This is a genomic window from Verrucomicrobiota bacterium JB022, assembly GCA_030673845.1.
Lineage (GTDB): Bacteria > Verrucomicrobiota > Verrucomicrobiia > Opitutales > Oceanipulchritudinaceae > WOUP01.
The window spans coordinates 464433-478554 of sequence record JAUTCQ010000012.1 but is presented as its reverse complement, the minus strand read 5'-3'; the positions used below and the strand labels follow the sequence as shown (position 1 = coordinate 478554).

At 63.5% G+C, this 14122-nt stretch carries 16 protein-coding genes; 3 read left to right on the top strand and 13 right to left on the bottom strand.

Going from position 1 to position 14122, the window contains the following annotated elements; all coding sequences use genetic code 11:
• Positions 1 to 2: 2 nt before the first annotated feature.
• From Q7P63_08765 to hemF, 4 genes are all read right to left on the bottom strand, one after another.
• Positions 3 to 464 (bottom strand): hypothetical protein, encoded by a 462-nt coding sequence (locus tag Q7P63_08765; protein ID MDP0500180.1) that lies wholly within the window; start codon positions 462 to 464, stop codon positions 3 to 5.
• A 92-nt stretch (positions 465 to 556) separates the two neighbouring features.
• Complete coding sequence (locus Q7P63_08760) at positions 557 to 865, bottom strand: winged helix-turn-helix domain-containing protein (GenBank protein MDP0500179.1); 309 nt, start codon at positions 863 to 865, stop codon at positions 557 to 559.
• A gap of 73 nt (positions 866 to 938) precedes the next feature.
• Positions 939 to 1922 (bottom strand): AEC family transporter, encoded by a 984-nt coding sequence (locus tag Q7P63_08755; GenBank protein MDP0500178.1) that lies wholly within the window; start codon positions 1920 to 1922, stop codon positions 939 to 941.
• Positions 1923 to 1956: 34 nt separating this feature from the next.
• Positions 1957 to 2913, bottom strand: coding sequence for an oxygen-dependent coproporphyrinogen oxidase (gene hemF / locus Q7P63_08750; protein MDP0500177.1), 957 nt, complete (start codon positions 2911 to 2913; stop codon positions 1957 to 1959).
• Between the two features lie 53 nt (positions 2914 to 2966).
• Here hemF and Q7P63_08745 point away from each other — a divergent pair, with 53 nt between their 5' ends.
• Positions 2967 to 3878, top strand: coding sequence for an NAD-dependent epimerase/dehydratase family protein (locus Q7P63_08745; protein MDP0500176.1), 912 nt, complete (start codon positions 2967 to 2969; stop codon positions 3876 to 3878).
• A 9-nt stretch (positions 3879 to 3887) separates the two neighbouring features.
• Here Q7P63_08745 and Q7P63_08740 read toward each other — a convergent pair whose 3' ends face one another.
• Together Q7P63_08740 and Q7P63_08735 are read right to left on the bottom strand one after the other, a co-directional pair.
• Positions 3888 to 4229, bottom strand: coding sequence for an STAS domain-containing protein (locus tag Q7P63_08740; protein MDP0500175.1), 342 nt, complete (start codon positions 4227 to 4229; stop codon positions 3888 to 3890).
• Positions 4229 to 5785, bottom strand: coding sequence for a response regulator (locus tag Q7P63_08735; GenBank protein MDP0500174.1), 1557 nt, complete (start codon positions 5783 to 5785; stop codon positions 4229 to 4231). Before Q7P63_08735 ends, Q7P63_08740 begins: the two co-directional genes overlap by 1 nt.
• Positions 5786 to 5907: 122 nt before the next feature.
• Here Q7P63_08735 and Q7P63_08730 point away from each other — a divergent pair, with 122 nt between their 5' ends.
• Together Q7P63_08730 and Q7P63_08725 are read left to right on the top strand one after the other, a co-directional pair.
• Positions 5908 to 7236, top strand: coding sequence for an HD domain-containing protein (locus tag Q7P63_08730; protein MDP0500173.1), 1329 nt, complete (start codon positions 5908 to 5910; stop codon positions 7234 to 7236).
• Between the two features lie 45 nt (positions 7237 to 7281).
• Positions 7282 to 8124, top strand: coding sequence for an MBL fold metallo-hydrolase (locus Q7P63_08725; GenBank protein ID MDP0500172.1), 843 nt, complete (start codon positions 7282 to 7284; stop codon positions 8122 to 8124).
• A gap of 70 nt (positions 8125 to 8194) precedes the next feature.
• On the opposite strand, the gene Q7P63_08720 is transcribed toward Q7P63_08725, so the two are convergent.
• The 7 genes from Q7P63_08720 to Q7P63_08690 all read right to left on the bottom strand — a co-directional run bounded on the left by Q7P63_08720 (position 8195) and on the right by Q7P63_08690 (position 14041).
• Positions 8195 to 9871 carry a putative Na+/H+ antiporter gene (locus Q7P63_08720; GenBank protein ID MDP0500171.1) on the bottom strand — a complete coding sequence of 559 codons (1677 nt, stop codon included), beginning with the start codon at positions 9869 to 9871 and terminating at the stop codon, positions 8195 to 8197.
• 152 nt (positions 9872 to 10023) lie between these two features.
• Positions 10024 to 10269: a type B 50S ribosomal protein L31 gene (locus tag Q7P63_08715; GenBank protein MDP0500170.1), complete on the bottom strand. Its 246-nt coding sequence runs from the start codon at positions 10267 to 10269 to the stop codon at positions 10024 to 10026.
• A gap of 33 nt (positions 10270 to 10302) precedes the next feature.
• A complete protein-coding gene (gene ykgO, locus Q7P63_08710; GenBank protein ID MDP0500169.1) occupies positions 10303 to 10428 on the bottom strand; it encodes a type B 50S ribosomal protein L36 in 126 nt (41 codons plus the stop codon).
• 93 nt (positions 10429 to 10521) lie between these two features.
• The gene (locus tag Q7P63_08705; GenBank protein MDP0500168.1) at positions 10522 to 11109 is read right to left on the bottom strand and encodes a TetR/AcrR family transcriptional regulator; all 588 of its coding nucleotides are present in this window, start codon (positions 11107 to 11109) and stop codon (positions 10522 to 10524) included.
• Positions 11110 to 11147: 38 nt separating this feature from the next.
• The gene (locus Q7P63_08700) at positions 11148 to 12482 is read right to left on the bottom strand and encodes an MFS transporter (protein ID MDP0500167.1); all 1335 of its coding nucleotides are present in this window, start codon (positions 12480 to 12482) and stop codon (positions 11148 to 11150) included.
• Positions 12483 to 12550: 68 nt separating this feature from the next.
• Complete coding sequence (locus Q7P63_08695; protein MDP0500166.1) at positions 12551 to 13585, bottom strand: haloacid dehalogenase-like hydrolase; 1035 nt, start codon at positions 13583 to 13585, stop codon at positions 12551 to 12553.
• A 48-nt stretch (positions 13586 to 13633) separates the two neighbouring features.
• Entirely contained in the window at positions 13634 to 14041 is a 408-nt protein-coding gene (locus Q7P63_08690; protein MDP0500165.1) for an NUDIX domain-containing protein, read from the bottom strand.
• Positions 14042 to 14122 lie beyond the last annotated feature (81 nt).

The window sequence follows — 14122 nt, the reverse complement described above, 5'->3', positions numbered from 1 at the left end:
GCCTAAAGGCAGTTCTGCGAAGGGTCGTCGCCCGAGTAGCCGTAGGCTTCGAGCATGCTCTCGACCATGGCGTCGAGCTCCAGCTTCGTCACCTGCATTTCGTTGGCGGCATTGGAGCATTCGACATAGCCCGTGGCCTGTTGGAGCGTGGTGGCGCGGCCTTCATTTTCGAGCCACAGCTGCAGCACGGCCAGGCCTTTCAGCCAGGTCGCCAGATTTTCGGAGGATGCGTCGACGGCGTCGAACAACTGCTCCAGCGCGTGGCGCGGGTGCTGGTCGTGCCCCAGCATACGGGCCAGGCGTCGCAAGGTGGCCGGCTCAGGTGCGGCCTTGATGAGCGGGAGAGCGTCGTCGGCAGCGGCGCCGGCGGAGAGCAGTTGCTCCACGGCTTGCTTCCAGGCCATTTGCAGCGAGACGATCTGCCCGGTGCGATTCTTGATTGCTGATTCCAGACGCTGATCCATACACTTCATTTATAATGGCAGAGCCGAGCCAATAAAAGCCAGAAAGCGCCACCGCCCAGCGAATTCTCTGTTGGCAGATGCGGTGGGCGAGGCTAGTCCTCGATCTTTTCGGTCACCTCGTTGGAGAGCAGCGGGTGCAGCAGCTCTCTCAGCTCGCAATGCGCTTCCAGGGGGTGGCGCAGGGGGCGCTTGAGGTGGATCGTGTAGCGATTGCGACGACCTTCGCGGCTGCGTTCAAGGTAGCCGCCGTCCTCCAGATCGGCTACAATGCGTTGCACCGCGCGCTCGGTGATGCCGACCGCCAGGGCAACTTCCCGCAGCGGTTGATAAGGATTACGCGCCAGTGCGATCAGCACATGCGCATGATTTGAAAAAAACGTCCACTGAGCATCGTCGCCCATAAAGAGGATTCAACACAATCGACCGGGAAGCACAAGTCGCGAATTGCACGGCTGTTACTACCAAACTGCCGAATCAGCCTTCGCCGATCAGGCCGAGCCCCACGCGGATCCACCACGGCATCGTAAAAAACGCGCCGACGGTCGTCGCCACCACGATCTGCACGGCCACCTTGGGCTCACCCCCGTAGTGCTTGGCCAATACGATGGGGATCATGCCGGCCGGCATCGCGGCCTGCACCACCACCACGCGGCGCAGGTCTTGCAGGCTGGGCGGCAGCAGTACGGCCACGAGCAGGAACACGGCGGGCAGAATGCCGAGCCGCAGCAGCGTCCCGACCAGTGGCGTGCGCGGGTTTTCCTTCCACGCACCCGCTTTGGCCACTTCCGCGAGCGTGCCTCCCGCGAGGATCAGGCCCACCGGGATGCCGCAGTTGCCAAAAAACAGCAGCGTGCGGTCGAGCCACGGCGGGATGTGGGCGTAGAGGCCGGTGAAATTCGCCACCAGCCCCAGGATCAGCGCGATGGCCGGCGGGTTGAAGAGCTTGGAAACGAAGCCCTTGGCGAATTCGCCCGACACGAGCATGATGCCGACCGTCCACAGCGCCATCTCGATGCCCAGGTTGTGGACCACGAGCACACCCATAGTGTCGGTCGGGCCAAAAAGGGCCTCCACGAGCGGGATCGCCATGTAGCCGTAGTTGAAGATACCGATCGCGAAGGCGAAGGTACGCCGCCCGGCCCCTACGCGCAGCCCCATCCAGCCGCCTACGACCCACGCCAGGGCAAAGCCGGTCAAGACGAGGCTGAAGCCCACCAGCGGCGGCCAGATCACGTCGAGCGGGTCCATCAACACCGCGTTGCCGCTGACGAGGCGGAAGAGCAGGCAGGGCATCAGCACGTGCACCAGCAGCCACAGCAGCGGGCCATCGCCCTCGCTCTTCCAAAGGCCGCGCCAGCGCAGCCCGAAGGCCGTCAGCGTTACCGCGAAGATCGGCAGGGCAGCGAGCAGGATCCTGGCGTAAGAGTAGTCGGCGGTCGCGGCGAGCAAGAGCGGCATGAAGCACTTACGATGCGTGCCCGCCTACGTTTAATCAAGCGGAAGCGCCGGTTGGCTCGCTTAGCCAGTCGCGCGGCTGCAGGAACTCGTGCAAGCGGGCCTCTTCGCTGTTTTCCTCCGCCTTCCAGTCGTAGACCCAGCGGGCCAGCGGCGGCATCGACATCAGGATGCTCTCCACGCGGCCCCGGCTCTGCAGGCCGAACAAGGTGCCCCGGTCGTAGACGAGGTTGAACTCGGCATAGCGCCCGCGCCGGTAGAGCTGGAACTGGCGGTGATGCTCGGTGTATTCCGTCTCGTGGCGGCGCTTCAGGATCTCCTCGTAGGTCGGCCAATAGGCATCGCCCACCGCCTGCATCAAGTTAAACGAGTCGTCGAAACCCAGCTCGTTGAAATCGTCGAAAAACAGACCGCCCACGCCCCGGGTCTCGTCGCGGTGGGGCAGGAAGAAGTAGCGGTCACACCACTCCTTGAACTGGGTGTAATACTGGTCCTCCTCCCCAAATGGCTCCAGCGCCTTGCGGGCTGCGGCGTGCCACAGGCGCACGTCTTCGGGGAAGGGGTAGAACGGGGTGAGGTCGAAGCCGCCGCCAAACCACCACACATTGTCCTTCGGCTTGCTTTTTTCGCCCTCCGCCAGCGGCCCGGCCACAAATAGCCGCACGTTCATGTGGCTGGTGGGACAAAACGGGTTCAACGGGTGCATTACGACCGAGACGCCCATCGCGCGGAAGGGCTTGCCTGCCAGCTGCGGACGGTGGGCGGTGGCCGAGGCCGGCATCTCCTTGCCGCGCACGTCGGAGAAGTTGACGCCCGCCTTTTCGAAGATCGCGCCATCGGCCCACACGCGAGACTCGCCGCCGCCGCCCTCCTCACGCTCCCAACTGTCGCGCCGGTGCTCGGCCTGCGGGTCGAGGTGCTCCATGCCGTAGGAGATGCGGTTTTGCAGGCCCTGCAGGTAAGCCCGGACGAAGCTGATGTTGTCGAGCGAGATCATAGCGCGAGCGAAACGTTGCACCGGCGGCTGGGCAATCGTTTATTCACGCCATGGAGAGCAAGGAGAACCCCCAACTCGTGATCTTTGGCTGTGGCTACGTCGGCGGCGCGGTCGCCCGAGAAGCCCTGCGCCGGGGCTGGCGCGTCACCGCATTGACGCGCAACCCCGAAAAGGCGGCCCAACTTCAAGCCCTCGGTTGCCGCACGGTGGTCGCCGATCTGGCGAGCGACGACTGGCATCAGGAAATCCCGGGCCCGGTCGACTACGTGCTCAACGCCGTCAGCGGCGGGGGTGGGGGCATCGAAGGCTATCGGCGCTCTTATCTGGAGGGCCAGCAGTCGGTGCTCGCGTGGGCCAAAAACCGGCAAGTCGGGGCGCTCGTTTACACCAGTAGCACCTCCGTCTATCCGCAGACTGGGGGCGAAGTGGTGACCGAAGACGACGCGACCGATGGCGACAGCGAGATGGCCAGCGTGCTCCTGCAGGCCGAGGGGCTGCTACAACCGGTGCCGGATGGGGTGGAACGGGCCTACGTGTTGCGGCTGGCGGGCATCTACGGGCCGGGCCGGCACTACCTGCTCGACCGCTTGCGCGAGGGACACCGGGAGTTCCCCGGCACGGGCGACTTTTTCCTCAACCTCATCCACCTCGACGACATCGTGGCGGGCATCTTTGCCTGTTTTGCCGCTCCGGTGGGCGCTTCGGGCGTCTACAACCTGGCCGACGACGCGCCCCAGACCAAGGCCGAGGTGGTGCATTGGATCGCCCAGCGCCTCGGGATCGAAGACGTGCGCTTTAATCCCGAGCTGGACGGCCCCCGGCAGGCGCGTCGTCGCCGCATGGGCCGCACGACCAGCCCGCATCGGCAAGTCTCCGCCGCGAAGGCCAAGGCTGCGCTCGACTGGGCGCCCCGCTATGGGGATTTTCGCGCCGGCTACGAAGCCATTTTTGCCGCAGAATAGAAGGGAGGGCTAACGCACTTGGCTGCGTCGGCGAAACTTGATTTCGGCCAGCTGACCGAGGCCGCCAAAGGTCACGACCTTGTTGATGGCCGGGCTGGCGATCTGGAGGATCAGCTTGCGGCCGAGGGCGTGCTGGTCGCGCATCACCTCGAAGAGCCAGTGCAGGCCCATTGAGTCGATCATGCGCAGCTCGCGCAGGTCGAAGTAGATCACTTGCGGCCCGAGGCTTTCGTGGGCCTGCAAGACCTCCTCCACCGTCTTGCTCAAGGGCTCTAGCTGGGTGCTGATGATATTCTCGTCGAACACCAGATACAGGCGCCGACGCACGCGGTCGAAATCAGGCTGGATCATCAGGAAGAGGGGGTGCGGAGCGAAAAATCGAAGACGAGCGAAGTCCCGCCGTGCTCCAATTGCAGACGGTCGCTGAGGTGAGAAATGATGCTGAGGCCGAGGTGCGGGCCGCCGGGCTTTTGCAGTTGCTGCAGGCGGCCCTCGAGGTCGAAGCGGTGGCCCTTGCCCGGGTCGTCGATCCGCACGCGGACGACTTCTTCTGCCCGGTTGATGCTGATATGGAGGGTTGCCACCTTGTCGCTCTGGCCTTCGCAGCCGTGGGTCAAGGCATTGAGCACACCTTCGCGCAGGCAGATCAGCAAGTCGTACAGACGGTCGCCTAGCTGTTCTTCGAGGGCAAACTGTAGGCTGCGCCGCCAGACTTCTTGCAGTTGGTCGATGTTCTCAACTTCGCTGCCGGCGTAGCTTTCTTGAAAAATGGGTTGGAACTGGGCATCCATCGTCGTTTCGGGGGAAAGGCTATACCTTACCAACAACAAATCGTCCGTTGATTGAAAATCTGCAGTGGGAAAACGCTCCTTGGCCTGTTGCATCCGATAGCCGAAGGCCAACGGGTCGACATCGAGGGTGCTGGCAAGCTCGTAAATGCCGTCGCTGAGCAGGCAGATGGCGGCGAGGCGCTCGGTGGAGCAATGCACGGGCTCGGCGGTGGGATAATCGCTCCAGCCCAGCGGGTGCTCGCCCACCGGCCCAAACTGGACAAAACCGTCGACGTCGATCAGCCAGGCCGGCGGCATCCCGCGGTTGATGATCTCGAGCCGGGCCGTCTCCTGGTGCACGCGTGCGACCGTTACAGCAAGGCTGGGTGGGCGCTGGCGCGTCTGGCGGGCGAGGGGGGCAAATTCCTGCAGGATAAAGCGGCTGAACCGGGGCAGCGCGGCAAATAGCTCGCGCCCCTCGTCGGCCAGGCCACGGATCATGCCCTGGAAAAACGCGGCCAGCCACGAGGCCCGCAAGTCGTGCCCCGTCACATCCCCGGCCATCAGCCAATCCGAGCCCTCATCCTGGTGGGCGTAAAAGAAGTCGCCTCCCGCCTGATGCAGGGGGAGATACTGCACGCGGCACGTCTGCCCCAGGGCATCCGGAAGCCAGGTGTTGAGGCCGGAGTCGAGCGCGGCAACCTGCGAAAGTTGGGCCTGCTCGCTGCGGATCTTGCGGCGGCGGTGAGTCTCGTTGGAGGCGCGGTAGATCGTCTGGGTGAGGTGCTCGGCGCGCACCGGTTTGTCCAGAAAGTCGAAGACCCCCAGCGTGAGGCTCTCCTGCACGAGGTTTTTCTCCCCCTGCGCGGTGATCATGATCACCGTCAGCGTTGGATCCAGCTCTGCCAGCCAGCGTGTGAGTTCGATGCCGTTTAGGTTCGGCATCCGGAAATCCGTCAGGAGCACGTCCAGTGTGCTGGAGCCCAAATGCTCGATGATGCGCTGGGCCTCCAGACCGTCGGCGGCAGTGTAGACGCGGTACCCCGCCTCCTCCAGGCAGTAGCGGAAAAAGTTGAGACCGTAAGGGTCGTCTTCCACCACCAGGACGGTGAGTTGACTGATATTGCGCGACTCCATTGACGATAGATCACAGCTTGTTAATTCTCAGAGGTGAATCAATTCAATCCCGCCTCGGGAAGCCGTTCTAAGTGAATTTTTACCCACATATTCCCTCAAATCTACAGGGCGTTATTGAGAATCTGGCGCAACAAGCCCAAAAAGCAGGTGGTCGAGCCCTGCTCGTCGGGGGTGTCGTGCGCGACGCCTTGCGGGCCCAACCGACCAAAGATGTGGACATGGAGGTCTTCGGCCTGCAGCCCAGTCAACTGGAGGCCTTGCTGAAGCAGGTGGGCCCGTATGCGGCGGTGGGCAAGTCGTTCGGCATCTACAAAGTCACCTCCAACGATCTGGACGTGGCGATCCCTCGCCGCGAGCGCAAGACAGGGCAGGGGCACCAGGCATTCGAGATCGCGCCCGATCCCTTCCTCTCGGTGGCGGAGGCGGCGGCACGGCGCGACTTTACGGTCAACGCCCTCTATGGCGACCCGTTGACGGGCGAAGTAATCGACCCGCATGGCGGTCAGGCCGACCTTGCAGCGGGGGTGCTGCGGCACACCTCGCCCGCCTTTGCCGAGGATCCGCTGCGGGTGCTGCGCGGGATGCAGTTTGCCGCCCGCTTTGAGCTGACCCCGGCCCCGGAGACGGTGGAGCTTTGCCGCACGATGACGCCGGAGGGCCTGTCGCCTGAGCGTTATTACGAAGAGTGGAAAAAGCTGGTCCTGCGCGGCGTGCGCCCCTCGCTGGGGCTTGAATTCCTGCGTGCGACGGGCTGGGTGCAATACTTCCCGGAGCTGGCCGCGCTGATCGATTGCCCGCAAGATCCCAAGTGGCATCCGGAGGGAGATGTGTGGGCGCATACGCTGCACTGCCTCGAGTTCTTTGCCCGCCACCGTACCGGCGACGATTGGGAAGACCTCGTGGTGGGGCTCGCCGTTTTGTGCCACGATCTGGGCAAACCGGCCACGACCGCCTTTAGCGAAGGCCATTGGCGCTCCCCGCGTCACGATGTGGAGGGCGAGGCGCCAACACGCGCCCTGCTCGCCCGCTTTACCCAGCACAAGGACTTGGTGGAATCGGTCGTGCCGCTGGTGCTCGCCCACATGCGCCCGCATATGCTCTACACGCAACAGGCGGGCAGTGGGGCGATTCGCCGACTCGCGCGCGATGTGGGCCGGCTCGACCGATTGCTGCGCGTGCTGCGTGCGGACTACGGGGGGCGTCCGCCGCTGCCGGGCGAGCCCTGCAAGGCGGCGGATTGGCTGACGGCGCGGGCCGAAGAGCTGCGGGTGCAAGATGCCGCTCCCAAAGCCCTCCTCCTTGGCCGCCACCTCATCGCCGCCGGGCTTCGCCCAGGGGTGCAGTTCAAGGCCATCCTCGAAGCGGCCTACGAGGCGCAGCTCGATGGGGCCTTCGAAGACGAGGCAGGCGCGCAGGCCTTCTTGCGGGAGTATCTGGCGCAGCACAGTTGACGCCCGAGGTTGCATTTTCCGGGGCGGCGACCTCTTGTGTAGGGCATGGAAACCTCCGCACCCTATCCCCTCGAAGACCTTTACGAAGACATCATCGGCAAGGCCCAGCGCGGCCTCGGCTTGACCGATCTGCAGCTGATGGAGCGCTCCGGCCTGAGCATGTTTGCCATCCAGGCGGCCAAGGAGGGCGAATTCCACGAAGAGTCGATTGCGCCGCTTGCCGCCGCACTGGAGCTGGAGCCTGCCGCGTTGGGCGAGATTGCCCTGCGCCAGTATGCCCCCCGCGTGAGCCCGGTGCCGGGCCTGCTACCGATCAACCAGCCGGCGACCCTTTACCCGGGCGCGACCGTCAATCTCTACCTCGTGTGGGATGAGGCGACCAAGGACGCCTGGCTTTTCGACTGCGGGGAAGACGCGACCGATGTGGTCGAGGCCGTGCGCCGCCACAGCCTCAACCTCAAGGCCATCTTCCTCACCCACGGCCATCGCGATCACCAGAAGGCGCTGCCCGACATCCAGGCCGCGTTGGGCAACCCGCCTGCCTTCGCCCACCCGGCGGAAGGTGTCGCGGGCGCCCAGGCTATCGACGCGGGTGAGCAACGTCAGCTGGGCGCGCTGACGCTGGAGGTGCGCTCCACGCCGGGTCATTCGCCGGCTGGGCTCACCTACGTCGTGCAGGGGCTGGAGTGCCCGGTCGTCATCGTGGGCGATGCGATCTTTGCCGGCTCGATGGGCAAGGTGGCGGCGGAGAAGTTCGGTGACGCCCGGCAGGCCATTCGCGAGCAGATCCTGTCGCTGGATGGGGCAACGATCGTCTGCCCCGGCCATGGCTGCCTGAGCACCGTCGGTCTGGAGCGCAAGCACAACCCGTTTTTTGCCGAGGCGTAGGCTTGGGGCGCAAAAAAGCCCGCTTCCATTGGGGAAGCGGGCTGAAAGTTACCGATGATGCGGGGTGGGCTTAGTGTCCGCCGCCAATGTGGGGCAGGAAGAGGAAGCACACCGCCACGATTGCGGTCGGGGCGAGAGCGGCCAAGGCCAGGTTCAGCGGAGAAACGCCGCCCGGGAAGAACTTTTGCAGCAGGCTTTGGCCAGCCGGGTTCGGGGCGTTGGCGATCACCGTCAAGCCACCGCCGGTCACGGCACCGGCCACCACGGCGTATTGCAGGGCGGGGTTGGTGCCAAACTCAGGCACCTGCGACGCGAGGAAGGTGATGGCGGCGTTGTCGTTAAACGCGGTCAGCAAGGTCGAGCCGAGGAAGAGGGCGGTTTCGTTCAGCTTGCCCAGCACCGGCGAGATCCACCAGTTTTGCAGCGAGCCGTGGGTCACGAGGGCGGCAAGGAAGAAGCCGACCAGCAGCGGGCCCTTGATGCTCACATCGTCCTGGTGGGTGCGGGTAGCGGCCACAAAGGCGAGGAAGAAGAGGAAGCCGGCCACAAACATCGGCGGGTGGTGCAGGGTGAACACCGTCCAGGCCATGAAGAGCAGGATGACGCCGGTGATCCAGAAAGGCACGGGCTCTTCCGGCAGTTGGTTGGCGTCCTTTTCGGCCAGGGCCTGTGCATTGATCTTCACGAACTCCTTCTTGAAGATGAAGTAGTAGAGCGCGGTCGCGATCACGATGGCCGTTACGGCCTTGTAGCCGAAGTAGTCGAACATGTGGATCAAGTCCCAGCCCCAGGTGCCGGCAACCATCAGCACGGGCGGAGCCGCAAAGTGCGTCAGCGTGCCGCCGACTGAGACGTTGACGAAGAGCAGGCCGAGCGTGGCATACTTGAACTTCGTCGACACTTCGTAGCGGTAAAACTGAGCGGCGAGCAGCAGCGCGGCAATCGTCATCGCGGCAGGCTCGGTAATGAAGGAGCCGAGCAGGGGGCCGACGATGAGGATCGACATCCACCAGGCGCTCGGTTTGCGGCCGCCGAGGCCGGCGAAGAGGCCCAGCACCTTCTCGGAAAACTTGAGGATGGGGCGGGTCGAGGCGATGGCCATGATCACGATCACAAACAGCGGCTCGGTATACTTCATGTTCTGGAAGGCCAGCACGTCGAAATAGCCCGTCACGGCATGCCAGTCGAAGCCGTGCATGCCGAAGATGGCGAACACGAGCGGGATACACCAGATGCCGAAGACGGCTTCCACCTCGCCGAGGAAGTGGAAGACGGTGGCGCGGAAGCTCGTATCGTCCTTCGCGTTGCGGTAGGGCTTGGCCTCAGCCGTCAGGCCCTCGCGCTGGATCTTCTCTTCATGCTCGTGCTCGTATTTGTGAGCCAGCTTCATGAAAAAGCCGGCGGCAAAGGTGTGTGCCACGGCGAGAAGGAAGATGATGGTGGCGACGAGGTTAAAGGGATCTTCCTGAATACGGTGGGCCAATTTGCCCCCCAAGGTCGTGATGCCTTGGGCCTCCTCCTGCGCCTGATATTTGTTCAGGTCGTAGGGGACGGGGGAGCTGATTTCGTGGTGGCCACCCCCGTGCCCGGCGTCACCATGCCCTTCATCGTGCGCATGGTCGGCGGCCTCTTGGGCGGCGCCGTGACCGGATTCCTGTGGGGCTGCCGCCAGGGTTGGGGCAAGGGTCAGCAACCAGCCAAAGCTGGCGATGACGGTTACATTGCGGAGTAATCGCCCAATCTTCATGCCATGGAGCGTTTAAATCCCCAATTACTTGGCAAGTAAAACTGGATGTTGACGGATCGATTGTTTAATAAACGCCGCTTTCCTGGGCAAAAAGAAACACTCCAGATTGCTCTGGAGTGTTTGGAAAAAAAAGTGAACTGCGACCAGCGCGCTTAGCGGCGGCGGCGGAACTTGCTCTGGAACTTTTCCACGCGACCGGCGGCGTCGACGAAACGCTTTTCACCAGTGTAAACCGGGTGGCTGTCCATCGTGACGTCGCGGACGATCACGTAGTATTCCACCCCGTCGATCGTTTCCTTGCGGTCACTCTTGAGGGGGGAGGTCGTCAGGAAGTTTTTACCGGACGAAACGTCGCGGAAGCAGACGTTGTTGATCTTCGGGTGGATGTTTTGCTTCACAACAAATTCCTTTCTTGGGGGCCGGACAAAAAATTAACCTTGGCGCGCCTTGAAGCGCGGGTTGGTCTTGTTAATCACGTAAACGCGACCACGGCGACGAACCACTTGGCAGTTCGGGTGGCGGTTCTTCAGGCTCTTGAGGCTGGCGGCAACTTTCATTGGGAAATTGGAAAAAGGGAAAAAACACCCGAGACGGGGTAGGGTGTCAATAACTTTCGGCAAATCTTCTCGTGTGCGGGGCGCTCGAAGGGCCTAGCTGGGGTTTTGCAGCAGGCAATGCGCGGTGCGCCGGGCCGTGCGCGCTGCCGCCACGCGGTCGCCGCACAAGTCGAGCGACGATGCGCCGAGGAAGAGCAGGTACAGCGCGTCGGAGAGGAAGGTGAAGCGCTCTTCCGGCAGCGCCTCGTCTTGCGTCTGCGGCTGCAGCAGCAGGCGGATGCCTTCGCGCAGGTTGCGCTTGTGCTCGCAGGCGATGGCGTTGAGCGGGTGGTCGGAGTCGGGCATCTCGGTTGAGATGTTGCAAAACGGGCAGCCGCGGTATTCCGGGTCGGCCATATTACGCTCCAGATGCTCGAAAAGGGCGTCGACGCGGGCGGCTCGGTCGAGGTCGCGCCCCGCGATGTCGTCGATCATGGCGCTCACTTCGGTCATCTTGCGGCGCAGCCAGTCGGCCCCCAGGTCGTCCTTGCTGGGGTAGTGGTGGTAAAGCGTGGCCTTGGCCACGTCGGCTTCGGCAATCACCTCGTTGATGCCGGTGGCACGATAGCCCTTGGTATAGAACAGGCGTGTGGCGGCGGAGAGGATACGCTCCCGCGCTTCGCTGGTGGAAGTGGGTGCCATTAATAGACAAGGTGGTCTGCGGCTGCTGGGTTGTCAAGTCAGCCCACGGCGGTGATTTTCTCCTGCCGGCGGATGAAGTGACGCCCTGCCAGCAGCAAAACGGCGAGCCCCAGGATAAAGAGCACCGGGAAGGCGAAGAACGAGCGTGTGAGCAGCACGTCCTGGCTGGCGTCGGGGAACCAGAGCTGCAGCCCGGCGAGGATGGCGACATGGGCCAGCCCGATGGCCCCGTAGCCCAGGTTGATCGCCAGCCCTTTGAAGCTCAGGACGGTCGCGCGCTGTTTGGAATCCACCTCGCGGTTGAGGTAGTGGCTGTGGAAAAAGCCCACAAAGTTGAGCGCCGAGGTGCAGAGCAGATAAAAGAGCAGGCCCACGTAGGGCAGGGCGAAGCCGAGCCCCAGCAGCCCCGCCAGCATACAACCCGAGAGCAGCAACAGGTTTTGCACCGGGCTGCGGTGCGTGACGAGGAATCGCCCGATGCGCCCGTAGAAAAACCCGAGCAGCGCGAGCCCGGCAAAGATAAAGCCGAGCATGCTGGGCGGGTAGCCGATGATGCTCAGATATTCCGAGCCCAGCACGGCGAGCTGCCGACCGAAGGCATCGAGCAACACCCCGGCGATGATCACGAAGAGCACAAAGCGGTGCTGGAGCGTCCACTGGCCCGCCCGCGCCATTTGCTGAAAAGCCCCGCGCACGGCGGCCCAGCGCATGGGTTGACGCTCGAAACTCTCCGGCTCCTTCATCCGCAGCGCCGCGAGGGCGACGACCAGCGCATGAATCAGCGTCATCCAGATGGGGATCTTGACGATGTCGGCGCGCGTCAGCTCTTCGCTGCCCCCGAGGGCCTGCCACACGGTGTTGACCAGTGTAAGGTCGTAGACGAGGCCGCCGAGGATCATGGCCACAAAGAAGCCTACCGCCGACCACCGCGCCAGGATGTCGAGCACCCGGGGCCACTGGGCCTCCAGCCCCTTCTCCTGCAGCGTATCGAATGCGACCGCCTCATCGGCCCCGCTCGCGCTGGCCTCGCCCAGCCCACTGGCAATGCGGTTGATCGCCACGAGGGTGAAAAGCATCCAGCCGCCGTCGATGGGGGCCACCAGCAGCACCACCATCTCGACCGTCATCAGCAGGGCGGCCAGCAGCACGAGGTTGCGCCGGCCCACGATGTCCGCCATGGCGCCCGAAGGCACCTCCGCCAGCACGATCGTGGCGGCCCAGATGGCGTTGAGCAGGTTGAACTGGGTCAGCGTCAGCCCCAGGTCGAGGAACATCTTGGCCATCACCGGGTAATAATACCGGGCATTGGCCAGCACCCGGAAGATGATGAACAGCCGGACGTTGGGCAGCGAAAAAGGCGAGGCAGGCTTCATGACAGCAGCAGCGGCAGATCTTGCACGCCTTGCCGATCAGGGCAACTCATGAGCTCAATCGCGTGCGCTTACCCCTGCTGGCCTTCGCCAAAGAGGATCTCCTGCTGCGGCCCCTTGGGCGTGCGGAGCGGCTTGTCGTCGTGCAGGTGGCGGGGAGGGCGGCCTACGCGGCGGTTCAGCGCCAGCTCCGACTCTTCCACGATGCGGTCGCAAATGCGCTTCACGTGGGTCGTCAGCCACATATAGGTATCGCTGCGCTCGCGGAAGTCGGCCCGGCCAAAGTGGTCGACACGGCCGCACTGGCGCAGCTCGTCGTTTTGCACAAATTCGGATTCGCTGCCCGGGGCGTAGACGGCGTAAGCCTTGCCGCCGCTCTTGCGCACCACGGAGAACACCGGCACATCGGAAGGGCCGTCCGCAATATAGATCATGTTGCGGATCGGCACGCGGCGGTCTTCCTGCGAGATCTTGGAATTCACGTCGATGCTGGCGATCTTGTTCGTGCCCTTGTTGATCTCGAAGATGAAGCGCGTCTTGATCGTGTTGTCGACAAAGCGCCCGATCTGGCCGATTTCGGAATCGCCCGGCTCCATTTCCAGCTCTTGCTGCAGGTTGTAGTGCGGGGGCAGGGGGTTCTCGATGAATTCACAGGCATACACCCCGTCGATGTAGGGAGCGATCGCGCTGCCGCGGATCATTTCGGCCAGACCGGTGGAGATAATATAGTGCTCCAGCTTGATCTCATAGCGTGCGTAGACGGGGTTTTCGGAGACGATGCGCTTCAGCCGGTCGAAGAACTCCGGCAAGCCCGCATAAAAGGTCAGCTTCTTCCCCAGCTCGCGCAACAGGGCGTTGTTGAGGCCGCTGGTAATGCCCGCCCGCGTGTAGGTGAGCAGGTGGTTGAGGTAGAGAATCTCGGGCGAAGGGTTCTGGCCCCGTTGCCGGTAGACTTCTTCCATGCTGTTGACCTCGACCCAGAATGCGCGCTCGTCGATCCCGTAGTGCTCGAAGATCGGCCACTGCATGTAGCCCGGGATGAGGGTCTTGTCGAAGTCCCACAGGCAGGCGACGATGTTTTGGCGGTGCAGTGTATCTTCGGACATAAGGAGCCAGTGTGCGCGGGCCGGGGCGCTTTGGCAAGAGCGGTGCCACTACGGCCACAGCTGCCGGCACACGGGCACATCGGCGGGCACCCAGTCGAGCCGCTCCCACTCGGCCGGGGCGATCCAGCGGGCCTCCGTATGCTCCTTGAGCACCAGATGTGGGCGAGGATCGCAAACGATGCGAAACGGGATCAGCCGCACGGGCCCGAAGGGGTAGGTGTGCTCGACTGGTTCGAGCGGCTCCAGCGCGCTCACTTCCAGCTCCAGCTCTTCCTGTAATTCGCGGCGCAGGGCATCGGCAGGCGCTTCCCCGGGCTCGACCTTGCCCCCCGGGAATTCCCATTGGCCGCCCAGCTTCTTGTGTGCGGGCCGCTTCGCCGTTAGCACGTTGCCCTCGGTATCCGTTAGGACAGCGCAGACGACGGCGACGGGGGGCGTGTTTGAATTGGGCTCCATGCCCCAATTGCGGCAGGCACCTACTGCTTTGGCAACCGCGAAAGAAAGCAGAATAAACTTGAGGTGAAGATAATGAGCGTC

Excerpts from the sequence above, each read along its gene's own strand:
- Q7P63_08765 (MDP0500180.1), bottom strand. The coding sequence starts at position 464 with ATGGATCAGCGTCTGGAATCAGCAATCAAGAATCGCACCGGGCAGATC.
- Q7P63_08760 (MDP0500179.1), bottom strand. The coding sequence starts at position 865 with ATGGGCGACGATGCTCAGTGGACGTTTTTTTCAAATCATGCGCATGTG.
- Q7P63_08755 (MDP0500178.1), bottom strand. The coding sequence starts at position 1,922 with ATGCCGCTCTTGCTCGCCGCGACCGCCGACTACTCTTACGCCAGGATC.
- Q7P63_08745 (MDP0500176.1), top strand. The coding sequence starts at position 2,967 with ATGGAGAGCAAGGAGAACCCCCAACTCGTGATCTTTGGCTGTGGCTAC.
- Q7P63_08740 (MDP0500175.1), bottom strand. The coding sequence starts at position 4,229 with ATGATCCAGCCTGATTTCGACCGCGTGCGTCGGCGCCTGTATCTGGTG.
- Q7P63_08735 (MDP0500174.1), bottom strand. The coding sequence starts at position 5,785 with ATGGAGTCGCGCAATATCAGTCAACTCACCGTCCTGGTGGTGGAAGAC.
- Q7P63_08725 (MDP0500172.1), top strand. The coding sequence starts at position 7,282 with ATGGAAACCTCCGCACCCTATCCCCTCGAAGACCTTTACGAAGACATC.
- Q7P63_08720 (MDP0500171.1), bottom strand. The coding sequence starts at position 9,871 with ATGAAGATTGGGCGATTACTCCGCAATGTAACCGTCATCGCCAGCTTT.
- ykgO (MDP0500169.1), bottom strand. The coding sequence starts at position 10,428 with ATGAAAGTTGCCGCCAGCCTCAAGAGCCTGAAGAACCGCCACCCGAAC.
- Q7P63_08705 (MDP0500168.1), bottom strand. The coding sequence starts at position 11,109 with ATGGCACCCACTTCCACCAGCGAAGCGCGGGAGCGTATCCTCTCCGCC.
- Q7P63_08700 (MDP0500167.1), bottom strand. The coding sequence starts at position 12,482 with ATGAAGCCTGCCTCGCCTTTTTCGCTGCCCAACGTCCGGCTGTTCATC.
- Q7P63_08695 (MDP0500166.1), bottom strand. The coding sequence starts at position 13,585 with ATGTCCGAAGATACACTGCACCGCCAAAACATCGTCGCCTGCCTGTGG.
- Q7P63_08690 (MDP0500165.1), bottom strand. The coding sequence starts at position 14,041 with ATGGAGCCCAATTCAAACACGCCCCCCGTCGCCGTCGTCTGCGCTGTC.